Origin of the sequence: Leifsonia sp. 21MFCrub1.1 (genome assembly GCF_900107895.1) — a bacterium.
Lineage (GTDB): Bacteria > Actinomycetota > Actinomycetes > Actinomycetales > Microbacteriaceae > Leifsonia > Leifsonia soli.
In genome coordinates this window covers 1,107,610-1,129,048 of sequence record NZ_LT629867.1, presented here as the reverse complement: position 1 = coordinate 1,129,048, position 21,439 = coordinate 1,107,610, and the positions used below count along the sequence as shown (strand labels likewise).

Below are 21,439 nucleotides of genomic sequence, written 5' to 3'. Positions count from 1 at the left end.
CCCGTCGTGGCGGACGGCCCTCGTCCGTCGCGGCTATACGAAGGAGCACTACGTGTCACAGGAAGCAACCGCCAACATCGGCGTCGTCGGTCTGGCGGTGATGGGGTCGAACCTGGCCCGCAACCTCGCATCGCGCGAGGGCAACACCGTCGCCGTGTACAACCGCACGTACACGCGGACCGAAGACCTGATGAACGCGCACCCCGAGGCCGGCTTCGTCGGCTCCGAGGAGATCGACGACTTCGTCGCCTCGCTGTCGAAGCCGCGCACCGCGATCATCATGGTGCAGGCGGGGAAGGGCACCGACGCGGTCATCGACCAGCTGGTCGAGCGGTTCGAGCCGGGCGACATCATCGTCGACGGCGGCAACGCGAACTTCCACGACACCATCGAGCGCGAGAAGCGCATCGCGCCCACCGGCATCCACTTCGTGGGCGCCGGCATCTCCGGCGGTGAGGAGGGCGCACTGAACGGCCCGTCGATCATGCCGGGCGGCTCGGTGGAGTCGTACAAGACGCTCGGACCCATCCTCGAGTCCATCGCCGCGGTCGCCGAGGGCGAGCCGTGCGTGACCCACGTCGGCACCGACGGCGCCGGACACTTCGTGAAGATGATCCACAACGGCATCGAGTACGCCGACATGCAGCTCATCGCCGAGGCGTACGACCTGCTCCGCACCATCGGCGGCCTGGAGCCGGCCCAGATCGCGGACGTGTTCGCCGAGTGGAACAAGGGCTACCTGGAGTCGTACCTGATCGAGATCACCGCCGAGGTGCTGCGCCAGGTGGATGCGGAGACCGGCAAGCCGTTCATCGACATCGTCCTCGACCAGGCGGGATCCAAGGGCACCGGCGTCTGGACCGTGCAGAACGCGCTCGACCTCGGCGTCCCGGTCGGCGGCATCGCGGAGGCCGTCTTCGCCCGCGCCGTCTCGTCGAAGCCGGCCCAGCGCGCGGCGGTGCAGGCGACCATCCAGTCGCGGCCGGACGTGCAGAAGGCGGAGGACGTCCAGGCGTTCGCCGACGACGTGTCGAAGGCGCTGTACGCCTCGAAGGTCGTCGCGTACGCGCAGGGCTTCGACGCGATCATCGCCGGCGCCGAGAAGTACGGCTGGGACATCCACAAGGACAAGATCGCCAAGATCTGGCGCGGCGGCTGCATCATCCGCGCGCAGTTCCTCAACCGCATCGCGGACGCGTACGACGAGAACCCCGACATCGCGACGCTGCTCGAGGCGCCGTACTTCGCCGACGCGGTGCGCGAGGGCGAGGCCGCCTGGCGTCGCATCGTCGCCACCGCTGCGCTCTCCGGCGTCCCGGTGCCCGGCTTCGGCTCGGCGCTGTCGTACTACGACTCGCTCGCCTCGAAGCGCCTCCCGGCCGCCCTCGTGCAGGGCCAGCGCGACTTCTTCGGCGCGCACACCTACAAGCGGGTCGACAAGGACGGCGTCTTCCACACCCTGTGGTCCGGCGACCGCACCGAGATCGAGACCGAGCCCTCCACCCACTGACCCTCGTCGCGGCTCCCGCCCGCCGTCGAGTCCGCAAAAATTGCACGCCGATCCCACGATCGGCGTGCAATTTTTGTGTACTCGACGGCGGGAGCGAGGGAGGATGGGAGGGTGACGTACGACGACCATCCGGAACTCGCGGAGTACGAGCCCCTCGGGGAGCGACCGCTCCGCGGGCGGACGATGACGGTCGCCAGCCGGGTCTTCGTCGTCGTCGCGCTGAGCGCACTGCTGCTGCCCGGCATCCTGCTCACGATCAGCATCCAGACGCAGACGGCCGAATACACCTGCTCGGTGTACGCCCGCCACTACCAGCCGGAGGCGCAGGGCTCGTCCGCGCGGTTCGAGTTCGCCGGGCCGGTCGGCCCGGGCTGGCAGTGCTACGCGCTCAACACCGAGGGGGACGCGACCTGGGTGGCGCCGCTCGGCCTCATCCCGTCGACGCCGCACCAGCTCCCGTAGGCGTCACGAACGGAGGCGTTCCCCGGCTGCGGCCAACCGCCACATCCTCCGTTCGTGGCGACATGCCGGGGCCGGCACGCGCATCTCCTCCGTTCGCGCTCGGAGGTGTGCGAGGCGAGGTGGCCACCGGGCCTCATCCCGTCGACGCCGCACCGGCTTCCGTGAGGAGCGTGCGCACTGTCGCGAGCACCCAGGTCGAGTAGCGCTCGAAGCCCCATCCGCTCTCGCCGACGAGCTGCTGGTGGCCTTCAGGCGACATGACGAACGAGAGCGCGTCGGCGAGCTCACGACGCCCGGCGGGCGAGAGAGCCGCGATGGAGGTGATCCCGCGCTCTCCGAGGAGACCCACCATCGCCAGGTAGTCAGCGTGCCGGCGACCGAGGAGCTCCGTGTACGCGGCGCGAACCGCCTCGTCGTCACGCGACGCAGCGGTGAACGTCGCCCAGAGGCCCGCGGTCCGTGCGTTGGCGGCGGCGATGAACGGGACCAGCCGCTCGAGCATCTCCTGCGGGTCATCGAGCGCGGCGATCGCCGCGATCTCGGGACGCTCGGTGAGCGACGACTCCCCCGCCTCGCCGCCGAAGCTCAGCTCGAAAGCGGCGAGAAGCAGCGCCCGCTTCGGTCCGTGCACCTTGACGCTCTCGACCGAGACGCCCGCGGCGGACGCGATGTCCGCGAGGGATGCACTGGCGTAGCCGCGCGCCGAGAACACCTCCGCGGCGGCCTCCAGGATGCGGCGCCGCGTCTGCTGCGCGTGCTCCTGCCGGAGGGTCGAACGGTACGGTCGCGTGCCGGCCACTATTGACTACCTTTCGCGTGTAGTGAATACTGTTGACGTTTATTCGACTCTACCCGAAACGAGGACCAGCACCATGAACGCCCGATCGCTCGACATCCTTCTCTGCAGCACGCCCGTGCACGGACACGTCACGCCCCTCCTCGCCGTCAGCCGCGCGCTGGTCGACCGGGGTCATCGCGTCCACTTCCTCACCGGTGCGCGGTACCTGGAGCGCGCAGCAGCGACCGGTGCGTCCGCGCTCCGCCTCCCGGCCGAGGCCGACTACGACGACTCCGACATCGATGCTGCGTTCCCCGGGCGGGTCGGTCTGACCGGACCGGCGGGCATCCGCTGGGACATGACCGAGATCTTCCTGCGGCCGGCGCGGACGCAGCTGGCGGCGATGGATGCGATCATCCACGACCGGTGCATCGACGTCGTGCTCGCCGAGAGCCTCTTCCTCGGGGCCGCGCTGCTCGCGGGCCGCCCGCGGGCGAACCGCCCGGCGCTGCTCAACCTCGGCATCGTGCCGCTCGGCGTCAAGAGCCGCGACACCGCACCGTTCGGGCTCGGCGTGCCGCCATGGCCGGGCGCGCTCGGCCGGGTCCGGAACGCCGCACTCACCGCCGTCGCCGAGAAGATCGTGTTCGCGCCCGTGCAGCGGGCCGCGGAACGGGTGGCCCAGGAGGCCGGGACGGGACTGAACGGCTTCGTCCTCGACTGGCCGTCCCACGCGGACGGCGTCGTCCAGTTCACCGTCCCCGAGTTCGAATACCCCCGCGCGGACGCCCGCGTGCCCGTCCACTTCGTCGGACCCGTGTCGCGCACGCAGCCCTCCGACACGCCGCTGCCGGCCTGGTGGAGCGATCTGGACGACGGACGCCCGGTCGTCCACGTCACCCAGGGCACCGTGGCCAACCGTGAGGCCGGCGACCTCATCCTCCCCACCATCCACGCGCTCGCGGACCAGGACGTGTGGGTGGTGGCGAGCACCGGCGGACGGCCCGTGACCGAGCTGGGCTCCGACCTGCCGCGCAACGCCCGGGTCGCGACCTATCTGCCGTACGACCGGCTGCTGCCGCGCACCGCCGTCTACGTCACGAACGGCGGGTACGGCGGCATCCACTACGCCATGGAGCACGGCGTTCCCGTCGTCGTCGCGGGCACGACGGAGGACAAGACGGAAGTGTCGGCACGCGTCGCCTGGTCGGGAGTCGGGGTGAAGCTGCCCACCAACCGTCCGCAGCCGGACGCGATCGCCCGGGCGGTCCGGACCGTGCTGGACCACCCCGCCTACGCGCAGCGCAGCGCAGCGATCGGTCTCGCGATCCGTGCGGCGTCCGGGCTCGACGGCCTGGAACGCGCCGTGGTCGAGACCGTCGGCGAAACCGGTGTTACGCGGCCCCGTCGAACATCGACGTCACCGAACCGTCGGTGAAGACCTCGCGGATCGCGCTGGCGAGCAGCGGAGCGATCGGCAGGACCGTCAGGCCCTCCCAGCGCTTGTGCTCCGGCAGGGGCAGCGTGTCGGTCACCACGACCGAGTCGATCGCCTCGCTCTGCAGCAGCTCGACGGCCGGGTCGCTGAACACCGCGTGCGTCGCCGCCACGACGACGCCCGTTGCGCCGGCCTCCTTGAGCGCCTCGGCGGCCTTCACGATGGTGCGGCCGGTGTCGATCAGGTCGTCGACGAGCAGGCAGACGCGACCGTTGACGTCGCCGACGATCTCGTGCACCGAGACCTGGTTCGGGACCAGCGGGTCGCGTCGCTTGTGGATGATCGCCAGCGGCGCGCCGAGCTTGTCGCTCCAGATGTCGGCGACGCGGACGCGGCCCATGTCGGGCGACACGACCGTCAGCGTCGACGGGTCGAGCTCCCGGCGCATGTGCTCGAGCAGCACGGGCATGGCGAACAGGTGGTCGACGGGTCCGTCGAAGAAGCCCTGGATCTGCGCGGCGTGCAGGTCGACGGACATGATGCGGTCCGCGCCGGCGGCCTTGAACAGGTCGGCGACGAGACGGGCGGAGATCGGCTCGCGGCCGCGGCCCTTCTTGTCCTGGCGGGCGTACGGATAGAACGGCGCCACCACGGTGATGCGCTTCGCCGAGGCGCGCTTCAGCGCATCCACCATGATGAGCTGCTCCATGAGCCACTCGTTGATGGGCGACGTGTGCGACTGGATGACGAAGGCATCCGACCCGCGGACGCTCTCATCGAAGCGCGCGTAGATCTCGCCGTTGGCGAAGGTGCGCGCGTCGGTCGGGATGAGCTCGCTGCCGAGGCATTCGGCGATCTCCTGGGCGAGCTGAGGATGCGCGCGACCGGAGATGAGGACGAGTCTTTTCTGGCCGGTCGCGGTGATCCCTGACACTTACGCTCCGCTCTCTTCCGACGCGTCGCTCTCGCGAGCCGCTCTGTCGGCGTCCGTGCCCGGCCGCTTCTCCGCGACCCAGCCTTCGATATTGCGTTGAGGAGCGACGGTGATGGCGAGGGCTCCGGCGGGGACGTCCTTGCGGACGACCGTGCCCGCCCCTGTGTACGCTCCGTCACCCATCCTAACCGGCGCGACCAGCACGGTGTTCGTGCTGATGCGCACATGGGAGCCGATGACCGTGCGGTGCTTGTTCACTCCGTCGTAGTTCGCGGTGATGACGCCGGCGCCGAGGTTGCCCTTCTCGCCCACCTCGGCGTCCCCCACGTAGTTGAAGTGCGCCAGCTTCGTGCCCTCGCCGATGACCGCGTTCTTGGTCTCGCTGAAGGTGCCGATCTTGCCGCGCGCACCGAGCACGGTGCCGGGCCGGAGGTAGGAGAACGGGCCGACCGTCGCGCCGGCGCCGATGACCGCGAGTGTCGCGTCCGTGCGGGTGACCGTCGCGCCCTCGCCGACCTCGGTGTCGGTCAGCGTCGTGTCCGGTCCGACGGTCGCGCCCGTCTCGACGACGGTGGCGCCGCGGAGCTGCGTGCCGGGGAGGACGGTGACGTCGGGCGCGAGCTTGGCCTTGACGTCGATCCACGTCGTCGCCGGATCCTGCACGGTCACGCCGGCGAGCTGCCAGGTGCGCACGATGAGCGCGTTCAACTTCGCCGCCGCGTCGCTCAGCTGGGCGCGGTCGTTGATGCCCTCGACCAGCCACGACTCGGCGACCGGGAGCGCATCCACGTCGAAGCCGGCCTCGCGGAGCAGCCCGATCACGTCCGTCAGGTACTTCTCGCCCTGGGCGTTGTCGGTGGAGACGAGCGCCAGCTTGTCGCGCAGCGCGCCGAGCCCGAACAGGTAGATGCCGGCGTTGATCTCGCCGATCGAGCGCTCGGCCTCCGTCGCGTCCTTGTGCTCGACGATGCGGTCGAGGTGGCCCTGCGGGGTGCGCACGATGCGCCCGTACCCGGTCGCGTCGGCCGGGAACGACGAGAGGATGGTCGCCGCCGCCTCGCCCGCACGGTGCCGCTCGATGAGCTCCCGCAGCGTTCCGGCGTCGAGCAGCGGAACGTCGCCGTTCACGACGAGCACGTCGCCGGCGAAGTCGGCCGGCAGCGCCTCGACCGCCAGCTCGACGGCGCGTCCGGTGCCCGGCACCTCGTCCTGGTCGACGATCACCGCCTCCGGCAGGTCGGCCGCGATCACCTCGGCGAGGCGGTCGCGCTCGTGTCGCACGACGGCGATCACGTGCGCGGCGTCGAGCTCGCGCGCGGTCGCCAGCACGTGGGAGACGATCGGGATGCCACCCAGCGGGTGCAGCAGCTTGGGAGTGGCGGACTTCATCCGCGTGCCCTGCCCCGCCGCGAGAACGACGATGGCGAGATTCTGGTCGGTCAATGTCCCTCCAGGGGGTCGGGCGGTCGGTCGCTCCGCCTCCAGGACTCGAACCTGGACCTCACAGCTCCAAAGGCTGTCGTGCTGCCATTACACCAAGGCGGAACGCGCGTTTCGCGCACAGGACAGTCTGCCAGACGCACCCAGGACGAACCCCCAATAGCATGGGGGGATGGCCGACGCACGCGACGAGGTGGACCGCATCGTGGACGCCTGGCTGCGCGAGCGTCCGGACCTCGACTTCGCCCCCCTCCAGGTGCTCTCGCGGGTCGACCGGCTCTCCCGGCACCTCGACCGCGCACGCCGGGGAGCGTTCGAGCGCTCCGACCTCGACTCCTGGGAATTCGACGTGCTCGCCGCTCTCCGACGTGCGGGCGCGCCGTACCAGCTGAGCCCGAAGTCGCTGCTGCAGCAGACGCTCGTGTCGTCCGGCACCATGACGAACCGCATCGACCGGCTGGTCGCCCGCGGCCTGGTCGAGCGCCGCACCGACCCCAACGACGGCCGCGGCATCCTGGTTCAGATGACGGCGCAGGGGCTCACCCGGGTGGATGCGGCCATCACCCGTCTGGTGGATGCGGAGGCCGACCTCCTCGACGGCCTGTCCGCGGCCGACGCGGAACGCCTCGCCGGCCTCCTCCGCAAGCTGAGCCTGGGGTTCGACGCCGAGGCGTGAGCGGCTCCGGGCAGACTGCAGCGAGGCAGGAACCGCCGATCACCGCGCCTTGAAGTACCGGAACAGATGGCGTTCGCGAACGCAGAGCGTGGCTGCCAGGGTGCCCAGAATCGCGGCAGGTGCCACCACCGCGAGGGTCTTCCCAGCCAGACCGGAGAGGGATGTCGGATCCGTCGCCGTCTGAGCGAGGATCAGACCGGTCAGCCCCGGGAGGGCCAGAATGCAGCCTCCCACCGCCCAGGCGACGCACTCCGCCGCCTGTTGCAGCAGCTGCGCACCCGGCAGCACACCAGCATGACGGGCCGCGGCCAATTCGAGCCGTCGGCGCGTCGTTGCCGCGAAGCCGAGACCCAGGATGACCACGGCTGCCACTGCGGGGGCGAAGCGCGTCAGGCGTTGATCGAACAGTGAACCGCCGTCGAACTGCGTCCCGTGGGAGGCGTTGAGCTGAAGCAATTGCGGGCCGACAGCGGCGGGCCCGGACTCCTCGCCCGCAACGCCCTGTGCCCCCGGCAGGAGCACCACAGGAAGTGTGCTGACCACGTCGCCTCCAGCCGGCCACGCTTCGACCCAGCACTCGTCGAAGGCGGCGCGCGTGTCGGCGGGTGCCAGAACCGAGTAGCCGTAGCCCGGCAGCCTGCCGTCGGACGGGTAGGCGAAGAGCCCGCCGACCCGCGCGTACCCGTTGCGGAGCGCGAGATGCGATCCAGCGGAGATTCCGAGGGTGTGCGCCACGTCTTCGGAGATGAGCACGCCCTGGCCGGGCCGCGGATCCCCGAGGGAGGTGAACCGGGAGAAGCCTGGCGAGATCTCGAAGGCGGGGATCCGCTGAGCGGGCAAGGTGGCCGGGGCCAGATCACTCCCCGCGTGGCGGATCGCCCCGGAAGCGTTCACTCCGGCGAGCTCCGTGAGGCTGTCACAGGCCTCGCCGTTGATGGCGCCCGCCATCCGGTAGATCAGCGTCGAGCCTCCGCTTTCCCGGTAGCGAGCGGCGTCGTCGCCGATTCGTCCGACGGTCAGCACGTCCGCACCGGCCAGCACGGTCACCACGGCGGCCGCTATGATCGCGTAAAGGGCGACGCGCGTCGTTCCCGAGGCGACGTTGAGCGCGGCTTCCGTCAGCGCGATCCGTATCCTCACGCGCTCCTCCCCAACTCGATGACGTCGGTGCACGCATCCCTCGTGCGTCGATCGTGGGTGGCGATCACCACGATGCTCCCGTGACCGGCACTCGCGGCGATGGCGCGGTTCACGTCTTCCGCTGTTGTCGTGTCGAGCTGGGCCGTCGGTTCATCGACGAGAAGCATGTCCGGTCGAGATGCGAGCCCTCGGGCGAGCATGAGCCGCTGGGCTTCTCCACCGGACAGATTCGCGAAGGGCGCCGAAGCGACGTGAGACAGTCCGACTCGCGCGAGCATCGTGCGCGCCTCGACCCGTGCACTGCGGTGTGAATGGCCCCGGGCCAGCAGCGGGAGAGCCACGTGGTCCTCAGCGGTGCGGCGGGCCACACCGAGCGGGTTCTGGAAGACCCAGGCGATCGAGTCGATGCCGTCCCGCCGGAGACTGCCTGTCGCGGGCTCGACCCACCCGGCCAGGATGCTCAGCAGTGTGCTTTTCCCCGACCCGGATGGTCCCACGAGAGCGTAGGTCCGATTCGGCCGCAGAGCGAGGTCGAGTTCGCTGAAGAGCCAGGGCCCATCGGTGAAGCGGTGGCCGAGCCCGGCCGCCACGACCTGCGGGGCATCGTCGACAGGCATCAGCAGCGAGGCGCCTTCCGGGTGTCGAGGCTGATCGAGCCGATCCGTGAGCCGTCACGGGGGACGACGAAGGTCTCGCCGAGCTGAGAGCCGACGATTGTCACAGCTCTGGCATGTCCCTCGTCGACGACACACCCCGTGCTCCCGGTCGTCGCGTAAACGGCAGCCGCGGGAACGCTGAAAACCGTCGTCGGCTGAGCCAAGCGGTACTGAACGGACATCCCCGGCTTCGACGCCGATCCGTCGGGCCCCGCCGCCTCGCTCCCGTTCGGGCCCGAATCGGAGCTCGATCCCCGATATCGCAGGTACGCCTGCGACGCAGCCAAACGTTCGAGGTCGGCCGCGGAGGTGATCCTGCCTGCGGCGTCGACGGGGATGGTGAGACCGTCGGCAACGACGACCCGGTCTCCAGCCATGACATCGTCCGGCAACGGAGTCAGTACCGCATCGGACACCCCCTGCGGAAGCGTTGCGACGGGCCCCTGCGCCGCGACCTCCTGACCCATGCCAGTGTCGCACGACGCGATCACGACCGAGGCCGCGGGGAGCCAGATGAACCGGGCGAAGGGAAGAGTGCTCCACGACCGTGCGTCGGACGCGCCGGCGGTCTCGGCCATCCGGCTCACCGCTCTCAGCGTGCCCGCGCCGAATCGTCCGTCGACCTCGACCGGCTGGCCGAGGCGCGAGAGTTCGGCCTGAAGTGACCGGACGTCTGCTCCGGTGTCCCCCACGCTCAGGTCCCGCCACAGCGGCTGCGAGGTAGCCAAGTGGACGAGCACGGCGTCGTTCACAGTGGGCCCAGAGCTCCCCGACGCTACGGTGCCGCCGGGCTGGCAGTCGTCTGCGGTGATGGTGCCCGCCGCCCGGCTCGAGAGCTTCTGTGCCGGCCGTGCGGTCACCCGCAGTGTCGCCGTCTGTTCATCCGTCGTCGTGATCTCGGTCGCTTGCACCGAGGTCGGTCGCACCGTCGATGCGATACTCTGCGGCGCGGCAGTGGGGACCAGCACAGCACCCGCTACAGTCCCGAGCGAGAGGACCGCGAACGCCCCGACGACAAGCAGCGGGGCGGAGAGCCGTGGCATGATACGGTTCACTTCCCCGCCGAGAGGCCCAGCGGGTCGCCGGTGCACGCTAGGAAGTCGGCCGAGTCGACGCTGAAGGGGAACTTCTGGGTCTGCAGGTCCGCCTCATAGTCTTTGGTGCTGTAGCTGGGGGGCACCAGCTTCTTCTTGTGCAGACACGCAACCATGATCGTGTTCTCATCGAGGTGCTGCGGGTTTCGAGTCGTACTGAAGCGCAGGGCGGAGATCACCGCCATGTCGTCATTGCACGCGTTCGCTCCCGCATTGATGTCACCGTCGCCGCTGACCGTCGATTCGCCGTAGGGGCCGGTGATCTCAACCGCGAACCCCTTGTCCTTCATACACGTCACGAACTGGCTCGACACCGAGGCGTAGTCCTGGTCCGTGATCGACCCCTTGGCGAGGATCTTGTGCACCACCTCGCTCGTCGTCGACCGATAGGCCTCAGCGAACTCGGCGGCCCACGGGCCCGTGAACTCTGGCACCTCGCCCTGGAAAGACGACGAAGCGGCCGCGGGACGATCCTGGACGTTCGCGGACGGGGAACACGCCGTAAGCGCGACGGTCGCAACGATCGCAACCGCCGCGCCCGCGACTCTGAGAATCCGTGACGTCATGACGCCTTGAAGTTGTAGTTGTATGCCACGACGCCCGTGTAGCAGGCGGCCTGTTTGGAGTAGGTACCTTTCGGCGCCCACGACCCGTAGGTGTACTTGCCGTTGCTGAACTTGTTGTAGTGCTGAACTCTGCCGTACGAATCCGGGTGGTGGTACGCCTGCGACACGCTCAGGGTCACATGCGGTCCCAGCGCGCTCGCTGGCCCTGCGGTGCCGACGACCAATCCGATTACGGCCGCAGCAACTCCCACGCTCGTAAGAATTTTTCGCATCTCATGCTCCCTTTCATCGTGCAGTCACTCCGTTCGAGCCCCTTCCTCTAAGCATAGGAACACAGATATGAATATGCATATGTCTGCATTATCCAATGCAAGTAATTCGCGCAGCGCAAACGACAGGAGCTGCTCCCAGCAGACTGTTATCCCGCTCTCATAAACTCGGGCGCGATGAGACTCTCCCGACTGAAGCGACTTCCCTCTCGGGTCAAGCGCGCCGCGCGCTACGAGATCCACGCCCACTGGCGTCGGCAGCCGATCGTGCAGGGGTCGGTCTTCTACGAATCGTTCTCCGGCAACGGGATGCTCGACAACCCCGAGGCGATCTTCCGCGAGCTGCTCGCCAGCCCCGACCTCGCTCACCTCACCCACATCTGGGCGCTGTCCGACCTGACCCAGTACCGCGCCGCCGTCCAGGAGTTCGCCGGAGACGACCGGGTGAGCTTCGTGCGCTACGGGTCCGCCGCCTACTACCGTGCGCTCGCGACGAGCCAGTACCTCGTCAACAACGCGACCTTCCCGCCGGACTTCTCGAAGCGTCCCGGCCAGGTCTACCTCAACACCTGGCACGGCACGCCGCTGAAGCGGATGGGCTACGACATCGAGGACGGCGCGCTCGCCACGGCGAACATCGTCCGCAACTTCGTGCAGGCCGACTACCTGCTCTCGGCGAACCCGTTCATGTCCGAGCAGATGTACGAGACCGGCTACAAGCTGACGGGCGTCTACCGCGGCACCCTGGTCGAGGAGGGCTACCCGCGCATCGACCGGCAGTTCCTCGACGACGCCGGGCGCGAGACAGTCCGGCAGCGGCTCATCGCGGCCGGGATCCCAGTGGGCGACAGGAAGATCGTGCTCTACGCGCCGACGTGGAAGGGGCAGACCTTCGGCCGCCCCGAGGACGACCTCGACGCGCTGCTCGCGCACATCGCGCAGATCGAGGAGCGCATCGACACCAGCCGCTACGCCGTGCTGCTGAAGACGCACCAGACGGTGCACGCCCTGGCGGCGCACCGTCCCGAGCTGAAGCGGATGCTCGTCCCCAACGAGATCCCGACCAACCTGGTGCTGGGCGCCAGCGACATCCTCATCTCCGACTACTCCAGCATCTTCTTCGACTTCCTGCAGACCGGCCGGCCGATCGTGTTCTTCACGCCCGACCTCGCCGACTACGCGGGCACCCGCGGGCTGTACTTCGAGCCGGAGGAGTGGCCCGGCCCCGTGCTGCTCTCCGCCCGGGAGGTCGGCGACGCGCTGCACGCGATCGCCGAGGCGGGCGACGCCATCCCCGCCGAGTCGCGGGAGCGCTACCTCGACATGCAGCGCCGGTTCACCCCGTACGAGGACGGCGGCGCCTCGCGCCGGGTCGTCGACATCGTGTTCCGCGGCGTGCGCGACGGGTACCGCCTGCGCACCGACCTCGCCGACGACGGACGGCAGAAGATCCTGCTGTACCTCGGCGGGATGCGCCCCAACGGCATCACGACGTCCGCCCTGAACCTGCTCAACAACATCGATCACGAGCGGTACGACGTCTCCGCGTTCTTCGCGCAGAGCCGGTCGCGGGTCGTCGTCGCCAAGCAGCGGCAGATCCATCCCGCTGTCCGGCAGTTCCCCCGGGTCGGCGGGATGAACGGGACGAAGCTGCTCCACGCCGCCCGGCACCTCGACTTCCGCCGCGGGCGGATCGCGCAGCACGCCGACATCCCGGCCCAGAACCGACTGTGGGACGACGAGTGGTACCGCTGCTTCGGCGAGAGCCGGTTCGACTACGTCGTCGACTTCTCCGGGTACGGGCCGTTCTGGGCGACCCTGCTGCTGCACTCCCCGGACGCCCAGCGCGCGATCTGGCTGCACAACGACCTGGCGTCCGACGCGCACCGCGAGGTCAACGGCGAGAAGCGGATGCTGCACAGCCTCACGCAGATCTTCACGCTGTACAGCCAGTACGACCACCTGGTCTCCGTCTCCCCCACGCTCTCCGAGATCAACCGGGACTCCCTCGCCGAGTACGCCGCGCCGGAGAAGTTCGTGTCGGCGCTGAACACCGTCGATGCCGAGCACATCCTGGAGAACGCGGCCGCCGATCTGCACGAGCTGACCTTCGACGAGGAGACCGGGAGCATCCCGGACTGGGCCGAGCTGCTGCTCGCGGACGACGACGTCACGACGTTCGTCAACGTGGGCCGGCTGTCGCCGGAGAAGAACCAGGCGCGCCTCATCCGGGCCTTCGCCGCGGTGCACGCGGACAATCCGCGGACCCGCCTCGTCATCGTCGGATCGGGTCCGCTGGCCGGTCAGCTCGAGGGTCTGGTCGCCGAGCTGGGTCTCGAGGGCTCGGTGTTCCTGACCGGGATGCAGCGCAATCCGCACGCGATCATGGCGAAGGCCGACTGCTTCGTGTTGTCGAGCGACTACGAGGGCCAGCCGATGGTCCTGCTGGAGGCGCTGGTGCTGCAGCTGCCGATCGTGACCGTCGAGTTCGCCTCGGCCAAGAACGCCCTCCCGCCGGGGAGCGGGATGATCGTCCCGCAGTCGGTGGACGGCGTCGCCGAGGGGATGCGCGCCTTCCTCCGTGGCGACGTTCCGGACAGCCGCTTCGACTACCACGCCTACAACCGCAAGGCCGTCGCCGAGTTCTACCGCGCGATCGGCGCCCCCGCCGCCTGACCCGCGCCCCCGCCCCGCCGTCGAGTCCGCGATTTCTGACCGCTCGAGCGGCGTGTCGCGGTAAGGAATCGCGGACTCGACGGCGGGGCGGGGTCAGGCGCGGGCGGTGAGGGCGGCGAGGTCGAGGCCCGCGGGGAGCTCGCCGTAGAGGGCTCCTCGATCGGGGCCGAGGCGCGCCGCCACGAAGGCGTCGGCGACGGCCGCAGGCGCTGTGCGGATGAGCAGCGACGCCTGCAGCGCGACCGCGAGAGCGGCGACGAGCGGACGCACCGCCGCCTCGGCCGACGCGGGATCGTCGGACGCGGGCGCCGCAGCGCCCGCAAGCCGTGCGCGCAGCCGGTCGTGGTGCCCGTCGAACGTCCGGTACACGCCGCGCGCGGCGGCGAGCTCGGCGTCGAACGCCTCCGACGCCGCCGGCTCACGCCGGAGCGCACGCAGCACATCCAGCGCGATGACGTTGCCGGAACCCTCCCAGATCGCCATTACCGGCTGCTCCCGATACCGCCGGGCCAGCGGGAACGCCTCGGTGTAGCCGTTGCCGCCGAGGCACTCCAGAGCCTCGTACGCGTGCCCAGGCCCGCGCTTGCAGACCCAGTACTTGGTGACGGCCGTGGCGAGCCGGCGCAGCGCGACATCCCCCTCCGGAGCGTCCGTGTCGTGGGCGCGCGCCAGCCGCAGCGAGACGGCCGTCGCCGCCTCCGACTCCAGCGCCAGGTCGGCGAGCACCGCCGTCATCGCCGGCTGGTCGATCAGCCGCCGGCCGAACGCCGCGCGGTGCCGGACATGCCAGGCGGCCTCCGCGACCGCCTGCCGCATCCCCGCAGCACTGCCGTAGACGCAGTCGAGACGCGTGCGGTTCACCATCTCGAGGATCGTGCGCACCCCGCGGCCTTCCTCCCCCAGCAGGTACCCGACCGTGTCGTCGAACTCGACCTCGCTCGACGCGTTGGAGCGGTTGCCCAGCTTGTCCTTCAGCCGCTGGATGAGGAAGACGTTGCGCAGGCCGTCGTCCAGCACGCGCGGCACGAGGAAGCAGGAGAGCCCGTTCGCGGTCTGGGCGAGCACGAGGAAGGCGTCCGACATCGGCGCGGAGCAGAACCACTTGTGACCGGTGAGCAGCCAGCGCCCGTCGCCGTCGGCGAGCGCGCGCGTGGTGTTGGCCCGCACATCCGATCCGCCCTGCTTCTCGGTCATGGCCATCCCGAACAGCGCGGACGTCTTGCCCGCCACCAGCCGTCCGTCGTAGTCGCGGCTGAGCAGCCGCGGCAGCCACTCGTCGGAGAGGCTCTCCGACGCGGCGAGCGCGGGCACCGCCGCGTGGGTCATCGACACCGGGCAGGCGTGGCCGGGCTCGACCTGCGCGAACTGGAGGAAGGCGGCGGCCCGGGCGACGTTCGCGCCCGGGCGGGGGTCGGCCCACGCGGACGTGTGGGCGCCGGCAGCGACCGCCGCGGCGATCACCCGGTGGTAGCCGTCGTCGTACTCGACCTCGTCGATGCGGTCGCCCCAGCGGTCGAAGGCGCGGAGCTCCGGCTCGTGCCGGTTGGCGAGCTCGGCATCCCGCTGGAACGCGGCGGATCCGACCAGCCGGCCGATCGCGCCGAGCGACGGGACGGCCCAGCCGGCGTCGTACCGCTCCACCCCTTCCCGGAGCGGCAGGTTCGCCGCGAACTCGTCCACGTCGACGCGCGGTGGGGCCTGGTTCACGACGGTGTGGGTGACCATGCCGGGAGTCTAGCTCCGCCTCCCGGGTAGGCTGGAGACCCTCATGGCTCACCTTCTCGGCGCGGAATCCCTTCACCTGGAGTACCCGACGCGCACCGTCTTCGACTCCGTCACGCTGGGCCTCGCCGAGGGCGACCGTGTCGGCGTCGTCGGGCGCAACGGCGACGGCAAGTCGACCCTGCTGCAGCTGCTCGCCGGGCGCATCGAGCCGGACTCCGGCCGGGTGACGCGACGGAGGGGCGTGACGGTCGGGATGCTCGACCAGCGCGACGAGCTGCCGTCGCAGCTGACCGTCGGGCACGCCATCGTCGGCGACCGCGACGAGCATCTCTGGGCGGGCGACCCGCGCGTCCGCGACGTCCTCGCCGGACTGGTGTCCGACATCCGCTGGGAGGCCACGATCGGGGAGCTGTCCGGCGGCCAGCGCCGCCGCGTCGCGCTCGCGGCCCTGCTGGTGCACGACCACGACATCCTGTTCCTCGACGAGCCGACCAACCACCTCGACCTGGAGGGCGTCGCCTGGCTCGCCAAGCACCTGAAGGGACGCTGGTCGCCGGCCTCCGGCGCCCTGGTCGTCGTCACCCACGACCGGTGGTTCCTCGACGAGATCTCCACGACGACGTGGGAGGTGCACGACGGCATCGTCGAGCCGTTCGAGGGCGGGTACGCCGCCTACGTCCTGCAGCGCGTGGAGCGCGACCGGATGTCCTCGCTCGCCGAGACGAAGCGGCAGAACCTGATGCGCAAGGAGCTGGCCTGGCTGCGCCGCGGCGCTCCGGCCCGCACGTCGAAGCCGAAGTTCCGGATGGACGCGGCGGCGACCCTGATCGCCGACGAGCCGCCGCCCCGCGACACCGTGGAGCTGACCACGCTGGCGACCTCGCGCCTCGGCAAGGACGTGGTTGACCTGATCGACGTGTCCGTCTCGTACCCGCCGAAGACCGTGCTGCGCGACGTGGAGTGGCGGATCGCCCCCGGCGAGCGCACCGGCATCCTCGGCGTGAACGGCGCGGGCAAGTCGACGCTGCTCGGGCTGGTCGCGGGAACGGTGAAGCCGGACTCCGGGACGGTGAAGCGCGGGAAGACCGTGCGGATCGCCACGCTCACGCAGCAGCTCGCCGAGCTCGACGACGTGCAGGACGAGCGGGTCTCCGCGGTCGTCGCCGGCAAGCGGACCACGTACCTCGCCGGCGGCAAGGAGGTCACGCCCGGGCAGCTGCTCGAGCGTCTCGGCTTCTCGAACGCCCAGCTCTCCACCCCGGTGAAGGACCTCTCGGGCGGTCAGAAGCGCCGCCTCCAGCTGCTCCTCATCCTGCTCGACGAGCCGAACGTGCTCATCCTCGACGAGCCGACGAACGACCTCGACACCGACATGCTCGCCGCCATGGAGGATCTGCTCGACTCCTGGCCGGGGACGCTGCTGGTGGTCTCGCACGACCGGTACCTGCTGGAGCGGGTCACCGACCAGCAGTACGCCGTGCTGGACGGCCGCCTGCGGCACCTGCCCGGCGGGGTGGACGAGTACCTGCGGCTTCGGCGGGCGGAGAGCGCCGCAGGCCCGGCGCCCTCCGACGCCGCAGGCACGGCAGCGGTCGCGGCCGGCTCCGCCACGACGCCGTCGGCTCCCGCGCTCTCCGGCGCAGCCCTGCGCGCAGCGGAGAAGGAGCTGTCCGCGCTCGACCGCCGGCTCGCCAAGGTGGGCGACCAGGTCGCCGCGAAGCACGAGCAACTGGCGCGTCACGATCAGAGCGACTACGTGGGTCTCGGCCGTCTCACCGAGGAGCTGCGCACGCTGGAGGGCGAGATCGCCGACCTCGAGACGCGCTGGCTGGAGCTGTCGGAGCAGCTGGAGGGCTGAGCACGCACGCGGAGGGTTCCACGTCCACTCCCCCGGACTGGGGACCGAACTCGGGTGGATGCTGTGCGATGATCCTGAGGATCGGTCGCGAAACCCGACCCGACGCGGCCGACGGGGACGGGAGCGGTACGTGACTGACCAGGTGCGGGCCGACGAGCGGCCCCTGTTCGGACGGGACCGCGCCCGCGAGACGATGCTTCTGGTCGCGCACCGTGCCCAGGAGCGCGGCGGCGCCGTGCTCGTCACCGGCGAGGCCGGGATGGGAAAGACCGCGCTGCTCGCCGACGTCGCAGAACGGCTCGACGGCTGGACGGTGCTGCGGGTGCACGCCGACTCGTTCGAGTCCGACCTCGCCTACGCGACCGTCGAGACGCTCGTCCGCGGGCTGAACGCCCTCCGGTCGGGCACGAGGCGGGGCGCGGCCGGCGCCATCCGTCCCCCGTCGCCCGGCGACGACCCGCTGACGGTCGGACGCCTGCTGCTCGACGCGATCGACGCGATCGACGGGCCGGTGTGCCTCATCGTCGATGACGCCCAGTGGGTCGACGAGCCGTCCGCGCGTGCCCTCCGCTTCCTGGTCCGGAGGCTCGCCGAGCAGTCGTTCCTGTTCACGGCGGCCACGCGGCCGCAGCAGAACAGCGTCTCCGGGCTCTTCGACGACCTCGCGTCCACCACGACGAACCACGCCCGCATCGAGCTCACGCCGCTCACCGTCGGCGACACGCAGGAGCTCGCCAGGCACATCCTCGGACATCCGGTCTCGCGCCGAACGGCCACGCGCCTGACGGAGGCGACCCAGGGCTCGCCGCTGCTGCTCAGCGTCCTGCTCGGCCAGCTGCGCGACACCTTCGCCCAGGCCCTGCACCCGGCGGGATGGGACCTCCCGGCCACCGCGATCACCCCGCTGGCCACCGCGATCGCCGCCTCGCTGGACGGCGCCGATCCGTCGGTGCGCGCCGCGGCGGAGCTCGTCGCGGTGCTGCGGGATCCGCTGCCGCTCCCGGTGGCCGGCACGATCGCCCAGCGCCTCGGGATGGATGTGGACGTCCACGGTGCCGTCGCCCGCGGCCTGGTCCTCGCCGAGACGCGCGACGGCGTCGTCCGGGTCGAACCGGCGCACGCCATCCTCGCCGACGCCCTCGCGGGCGAGCTGTCGCTCGAGAGGCGGGTCGCCATCCACCGCGTCGCCTCCGAGGTGCTGTCCGGTCACCGCGCGCTGCGGCACCGGGTCGAGGCCGCCGACCGGGCCGACCCGACCCTCGTCGCCGAGCTGCTGTCGGCCGCGCTCACCGTGTCCGACCTCGGACAGGCCGAGCAGGCCCTCAGCTACGCGCGCTCGGCGGTCGACCTCGCCGACGACGGCGATGCGGAGCGCGCGCTGCTCGAACTCGGGCTCATCGCCATGCGGTTCCGGATGCACGAGCGCATCCTCGACCTGCGCCCCGCCTTCGAGGCGACCCCTCCCTCGCCGACGCGCGACGCGGTCCTGCTCGAACTGCGCACGCTGTCCCGCGACCTGCCCGGCGCACTGGCCCTCGCACTCGAGTTCGAGCGGCGCCCTGCGCGCACCCCGGACGAGCGCGCCCTGCGCTCCCACACGGCGGAGGCGCTTCCGAAAGTCCTCATGGCGATGGGCGACTTCGCCGGGGTGATCGACCACCTCGACGCCGCGCGCGAGCACATCGCCGCGTCGCCCGCACCCGAGGAGGTCGCCGACCCAGCCCTCCGCTGGCTGGCGGCTCCGCAGGACGACCTCACCCGGCTGCTCGGCTGGGCGATCAACTCGGCCGCCCACTCGCGGCGACCGGACCTGTTCGGGCCCCTCACCGCGGAGCTGGACGAGCTCCTCGTCGGGCACGAGTCGCCCGCGGCGGTGGATGCGCTGGTCAGCCGCTCCCGCGTCTTCATCCTGAGCGGCGACATCGGCCGGGCGCGGGCCGACCTGGCCCGCGCGGCGGAACTGGTGCGGCGCTTCCCCTCCAGCTGGACGGCCGGATTCGCGCGCACCATGTACGCGCACATCCTGTTCCTCACCGGCGAATGGGAGGACTCCGTCACCCTCGCCGACACGGCCGTCGCGCTCGCGCTCGACGAGACCGACCTGTCCTGCTGGCCGATCGCGCTGTGGACGTCCGCCCTGGTGCGCGCCGGTCGCGGAGAGGCGGAAGCGGTCGAGGAGCGCCTCCGCGCGGCCGCGCACGCCGACCCCCGCATCACCGGATCGTACGACGGCGACCTTCCGCACCTCGCGCGCGCCGAGCTCGGCCGCGCGCTGGGCCGCCCGCGGGACCAGCTGGCCGCCGTCGAGCAGGCGGAGGCGGCGGCCTCACGGGGCTCGACGCTCGGCTGGCTCAGCTACCGCGTCGACGCGCTCGCGGCCCTCGGCCGGCCGGAGGAGGCGCGCGAGGCGTACGAGCGCGCCGCCGCCTCCCCGATGTGGCGCCCGTACTACGGCTCGCTGCGCTGGCTGGAGGGGCGGGCGCTCGAGGCGGAGGGCCGCATCCCCGAGGCCGTCGAGGCCTACCGTGACGCCGTCGACGAGCCGGGAGCGGAGCTCTTCCCCTTCCCCCGCGCCGTCGCCGCGCTGGACGCCGGGCGTCTCGCCCTCGCGCAGCCCGGCGCGTCCCCCGCCGCCACCGAACGCGGGCGGGCGCAGCTGGAGGCCGCGGCCGAGACGTTCCGCCGGCTGGGCGCCGCGGGATACCTGGCCCGCTGCGTCCGGCTGCTCGACGAGACGGCGGTGGCGACCTCGGCCGTCGACCCGCTCGCGACGCTCACCACGCGGGAGCGGCAGGTCGCCCACGCGCTCGCCGCCGGGATGACCAACAAGGAGATCGCGGAGCGCCTCTACGTCTCCGTCACGACCGTGAACTTCCACGTCCGCAACATCCTGTCGAAGCTCGGGCTGCGCTCCCGCCGCGACCTCCGGAGCCTGTCGCGGAGGAGACCCGTCAAGTCTTGACGGTTTCCCCGTCCGGGTAGCAACCGGCGGCCCGGCGCTGGCTACGCTGGAGACACCTGGGATGCCCGGCCCGGGACGTGGATACGCTTCTGATTTCCGAACGGATCGTCTCAACCCGACGCGTGTCGTGGCCGGGCATCCTCGGGCATCGCCTGTGTCGGGCCGGCATGGCTCGGCCCTCCTGTCGGACTCCGCTCGTCCGCGAAGGAGATCTGCGCCGTCTCCCGACGGTCCGCGGTGCCGACGATGCCCTCAGTCGCCCAGGATGCGCGCCCCGTGCACCGGACCGGTGGCCCGCACGGCCCGCACCCGCGCCGCGCTGAGCGCGATCTGGAGGTCGATGGCCGAATCGAGGTCGGCCGCCAGGAACGCGACGGTGGGGCCGGAGCCGGAGACGATCCCGGCGAGCGCGCCGTTCATCTCGCCCAGCTCGATCACGTCCGCGATCTCGGGCACGAGGTGGATGGCCGGAGCCTGCAGGTCGTTCGTCAGCGCCTCGGCCAGCATGGCCGGGTCGCCGGCGCGAAGCGCCTGCAGCACCGACGACTCGACGGTCGGCGACACCTGCGCCGGCGCGATGTCGGCGGCGTGACGCTCGCGGTGCCGGTCGAGTTCGCTGTAGACGCGCGGGGTGCTCAGCTCCCCCTCCGGAAGGGCCAGCACCCAGTGGAACTGCCCGGTGGCGAGCGCCGGGCTCAGCCGGTCGCCGCGGCCGGTGCCGATGGCCGTTCCGCCCACCAGCGCGAAGGGCACGTCGGCGCCGAGCGTCGCGGCGAGCGTCAGCAGCTCCTCGCGCCCGAGCTCTGTGCCCCAGAGGGCGTCGCACGCGACCAGGGTGGCGGCGGCGTCGGCCGACCCTCCGCCCATCCCCCCGGCGATGGGCACGTGCTTGTCGATCTCCAGCCGGACCCCGCTCGCGTAGCCGGTCCGCGTGGCGAGCAGCCGAGCGGCCTTGATCGCCAGATTCGACTCGTCGCGCGGGAGGCCGCTCGTGTCGACGCTGCCCCCGAAGCTCACCGAGAAGTCGTCGGCGTGATACGCCCGCACATCCTCATAGAGCGAGACGGCCTGGTAGGCGGTCGCGACGTCGTGGTAGCCGTCCTCCATGACCGCACCGACGCGCATGAACACGTTGATCTTGCCCGGGGCGCGAACATGCACGCCGTCGACGTCCCACGCGTCCACCATGCCTCCAACCTACACACCCGAGGACCGTCAGGCTGGGCGCCGCCTGGGCGCATGTCCGCACGGATCA

The 21,439-nt window shown here is 71.0% G+C and carries 17 protein-coding genes and 1 tRNA gene; 7 read left to right on the top strand and 11 right to left on the bottom strand.

The window, feature by feature from the left end:
- Nucleotides 1-100: 100 nt before the first annotated feature.
- Together gndA and BLW09_RS05305 are read left to right on the top strand one after the other, a co-directional pair.
- The gene (gndA, locus tag BLW09_RS05310; protein ID WP_231947205.1) at nucleotides 101-1,510 is read left to right on the top strand and encodes an NADP-dependent phosphogluconate dehydrogenase; all 1,410 of its coding nucleotides are present in this window, start codon (nucleotides 101-103) and stop codon (nucleotides 1,508-1,510) included.
- Between the two features lie 111 nt (nucleotides 1,511-1,621).
- Nucleotides 1,622-1,972, top strand: coding sequence for a hypothetical protein (locus BLW09_RS05305; protein WP_089909409.1), 351 nt, complete (start codon nucleotides 1,622-1,624; stop codon nucleotides 1,970-1,972).
- Between the two features lie 133 nt (nucleotides 1,973-2,105).
- Here BLW09_RS05305 and BLW09_RS05300 read toward each other — a convergent pair whose 3' ends face one another.
- Nucleotides 2,106-2,771, bottom strand: coding sequence for a TetR/AcrR family transcriptional regulator (locus BLW09_RS05300; RefSeq protein WP_089909406.1), 666 nt, complete (start codon nucleotides 2,769-2,771; stop codon nucleotides 2,106-2,108).
- Between the two features lie 73 nt (nucleotides 2,772-2,844).
- Between BLW09_RS05300 and BLW09_RS05295 the strand changes: the two genes are divergently transcribed.
- Nucleotides 2,845-4,188 carry a glycosyltransferase gene (locus BLW09_RS05295; protein WP_089909403.1) on the top strand — a complete coding sequence of 448 codons (1,344 nt, stop codon included), beginning with the start codon at nucleotides 2,845-2,847 and terminating at the stop codon, nucleotides 4,186-4,188.
- Here BLW09_RS05295 and BLW09_RS05290 read toward each other — a convergent pair.
- The 3 genes from BLW09_RS05290 to BLW09_RS05280 all read right to left on the bottom strand — a co-directional run bounded on the left by BLW09_RS05290 (nucleotide 4,145) and on the right by BLW09_RS05280 (nucleotide 6,667).
- Complete coding sequence (locus BLW09_RS05290) at nucleotides 4,145-5,122, bottom strand: ribose-phosphate diphosphokinase (protein WP_089909400.1); 978 nt, start codon at nucleotides 5,120-5,122, stop codon at nucleotides 4,145-4,147. The two genes, BLW09_RS05295 and BLW09_RS05290, sit on opposite strands and share 44 nt — an antisense overlap.
- A complete protein-coding gene (gene glmU / locus BLW09_RS05285) occupies nucleotides 5,123-6,565 on the bottom strand; it encodes a bifunctional UDP-N-acetylglucosamine diphosphorylase/glucosamine-1-phosphate N-acetyltransferase GlmU (RefSeq protein ID WP_089909397.1) in 1,443 nt (480 codons plus the stop codon).
- A 30-nt stretch (nucleotides 6,566-6,595) separates the two neighbouring features.
- Nucleotides 6,596-6,667, bottom strand: a tRNA-Gln gene (locus tag BLW09_RS05280).
- A 67-nt stretch (nucleotides 6,668-6,734) separates the two neighbouring features.
- Here BLW09_RS05280 and BLW09_RS05275 point away from each other — a divergent pair.
- Complete coding sequence (locus tag BLW09_RS05275) at nucleotides 6,735-7,238, top strand: MarR family winged helix-turn-helix transcriptional regulator (protein WP_089909394.1); 504 nt, start codon at nucleotides 6,735-6,737, stop codon at nucleotides 7,236-7,238.
- A 39-nt stretch (nucleotides 7,239-7,277) separates the two neighbouring features.
- On the opposite strand, the gene BLW09_RS05270 is transcribed toward BLW09_RS05275, so the two are convergent.
- Genes BLW09_RS05270 through BLW09_RS05250 form a run of 5 tightly spaced genes read right to left on the bottom strand, consistent with a single transcriptional unit; the run spans nucleotide 7,278 to nucleotide 10,873 of the window.
- On the bottom strand, nucleotides 7,278-8,378 hold the full coding sequence (locus BLW09_RS05270) for a hypothetical protein (RefSeq protein ID WP_089909390.1): 1,101 nt from the start codon (nucleotides 8,376-8,378) through the stop codon (nucleotides 7,278-7,280).
- Nucleotides 8,375-8,995: an ATP-binding cassette domain-containing protein gene (locus BLW09_RS05265; protein ID WP_089909386.1), complete on the bottom strand. Its 621-nt coding sequence runs from the start codon at nucleotides 8,993-8,995 to the stop codon at nucleotides 8,375-8,377. Before BLW09_RS05265 ends, BLW09_RS05270 begins: the two co-directional genes overlap by 4 nt.
- On the bottom strand, nucleotides 8,995-10,077 hold the full coding sequence (locus BLW09_RS05260) for a peptidoglycan-binding domain-containing protein (protein ID WP_089909383.1): 1,083 nt from the start codon (nucleotides 10,075-10,077) through the stop codon (nucleotides 8,995-8,997). The genes BLW09_RS05265 and BLW09_RS05260 overlap by 1 nt, the downstream gene beginning before the upstream one ends.
- Nucleotides 10,078-10,085: 8 nt before the next feature.
- Nucleotides 10,086-10,694 carry a hypothetical protein gene (locus BLW09_RS05255; RefSeq protein WP_089909380.1) on the bottom strand — a complete coding sequence of 203 codons (609 nt, stop codon included), beginning with the start codon at nucleotides 10,692-10,694 and terminating at the stop codon, nucleotides 10,086-10,088.
- Nucleotides 10,691-10,873, bottom strand: a complete 183-nt coding sequence (locus BLW09_RS05250) for a hypothetical protein (RefSeq protein ID WP_089909376.1) — start codon at nucleotides 10,871-10,873, stop codon at nucleotides 10,691-10,693. The genes BLW09_RS05255 and BLW09_RS05250 overlap by 4 nt, the downstream gene beginning before the upstream one ends.
- A 267-nt stretch (nucleotides 10,874-11,140) precedes the next feature.
- Between BLW09_RS05250 and BLW09_RS05245 the strand changes: the two genes are divergently transcribed.
- Nucleotides 11,141-13,639 carry a glycosyltransferase gene (locus BLW09_RS05245; RefSeq protein ID WP_089909373.1) on the top strand — a complete coding sequence of 833 codons (2,499 nt, stop codon included), beginning with the start codon at nucleotides 11,141-11,143 and terminating at the stop codon, nucleotides 13,637-13,639.
- A gap of 93 nt (nucleotides 13,640-13,732) precedes the next feature.
- On the opposite strand, the gene BLW09_RS05240 is transcribed toward BLW09_RS05245, so the two are convergent.
- Nucleotides 13,733-15,364, bottom strand: coding sequence for an acyl-CoA dehydrogenase family protein (locus BLW09_RS05240; RefSeq protein ID WP_089909370.1), 1,632 nt, complete (start codon nucleotides 15,362-15,364; stop codon nucleotides 13,733-13,735).
- Between the two features lie 43 nt (nucleotides 15,365-15,407).
- Here BLW09_RS05240 and BLW09_RS05235 point away from each other — a divergent pair, with 43 nt between their 5' ends.
- Together BLW09_RS05235 and BLW09_RS05230 are read left to right on the top strand one after the other, a co-directional pair.
- A complete protein-coding gene (locus BLW09_RS05235; RefSeq protein ID WP_089909366.1) occupies nucleotides 15,408-17,222 on the top strand; it encodes an ABC-F family ATP-binding cassette domain-containing protein in 1,815 nt (604 codons plus the stop codon).
- A gap of 130 nt (nucleotides 17,223-17,352) precedes the next feature.
- Nucleotides 17,353-20,184, top strand: coding sequence for a helix-turn-helix transcriptional regulator (locus BLW09_RS05230; RefSeq protein WP_089909363.1), 2,832 nt, complete (start codon nucleotides 17,353-17,355; stop codon nucleotides 20,182-20,184).
- 252 nt (nucleotides 20,185-20,436) lie between these two features.
- On the opposite strand, the gene BLW09_RS05225 is transcribed toward BLW09_RS05230, so the two are convergent.
- Nucleotides 20,437-21,372 (bottom strand): 4-(cytidine 5'-diphospho)-2-C-methyl-D-erythritol kinase, encoded by a 936-nt coding sequence (locus BLW09_RS05225; RefSeq protein ID WP_089909361.1) that lies wholly within the window; start codon nucleotides 21,370-21,372, stop codon nucleotides 20,437-20,439.
- Nucleotides 21,373-21,439 lie beyond the last annotated feature (67 nt).

Bases quoted from the DNA above. Each gene is read 5' to 3' on its own strand.
- BLW09_RS05295 (WP_089909403.1), top strand. From the start codon at position 2,845: ATGAACGCCCGATCGCTCGACATCCTTCTCTGCAGCACGCCCGTGCAC.
- BLW09_RS05265 (WP_089909386.1), bottom strand. From the start codon at position 8,995: ATGCCTGTCGACGATGCCCCGCAGGTCGTGGCGGCCGGGCTCGGCCAC.
- BLW09_RS05225 (WP_089909361.1), bottom strand. From the start codon at position 21,372: ATGGTGGACGCGTGGGACGTCGACGGCGTGCATGTTCGCGCCCCGGGC.
- BLW09_RS05260 (WP_089909383.1), bottom strand. From the start codon at position 10,077: ATGCCACGGCTCTCCGCCCCGCTGCTTGTCGTCGGGGCGTTCGCGGTC.
- BLW09_RS05240 (WP_089909370.1), bottom strand. From the start codon at position 15,364: ATGGTCACCCACACCGTCGTGAACCAGGCCCCACCGCGCGTCGACGTG.
- BLW09_RS05245 (WP_089909373.1), top strand. From the start codon at position 11,141: ATGAGACTCTCCCGACTGAAGCGACTTCCCTCTCGGGTCAAGCGCGCC.
- BLW09_RS05235 (WP_089909366.1), top strand. From the start codon at position 15,408: ATGGCTCACCTTCTCGGCGCGGAATCCCTTCACCTGGAGTACCCGACG.
- BLW09_RS05255 (WP_089909380.1), bottom strand. From the start codon at position 10,694: ATGACGTCACGGATTCTCAGAGTCGCGGGCGCGGCGGTTGCGATCGTT.
- gndA (WP_231947205.1), top strand. From the start codon at position 101: ATGGGGTCGAACCTGGCCCGCAACCTCGCATCGCGCGAGGGCAACACC.
- BLW09_RS05275 (WP_089909394.1), top strand. From the start codon at position 6,735: ATGGCCGACGCACGCGACGAGGTGGACCGCATCGTGGACGCCTGGCTG.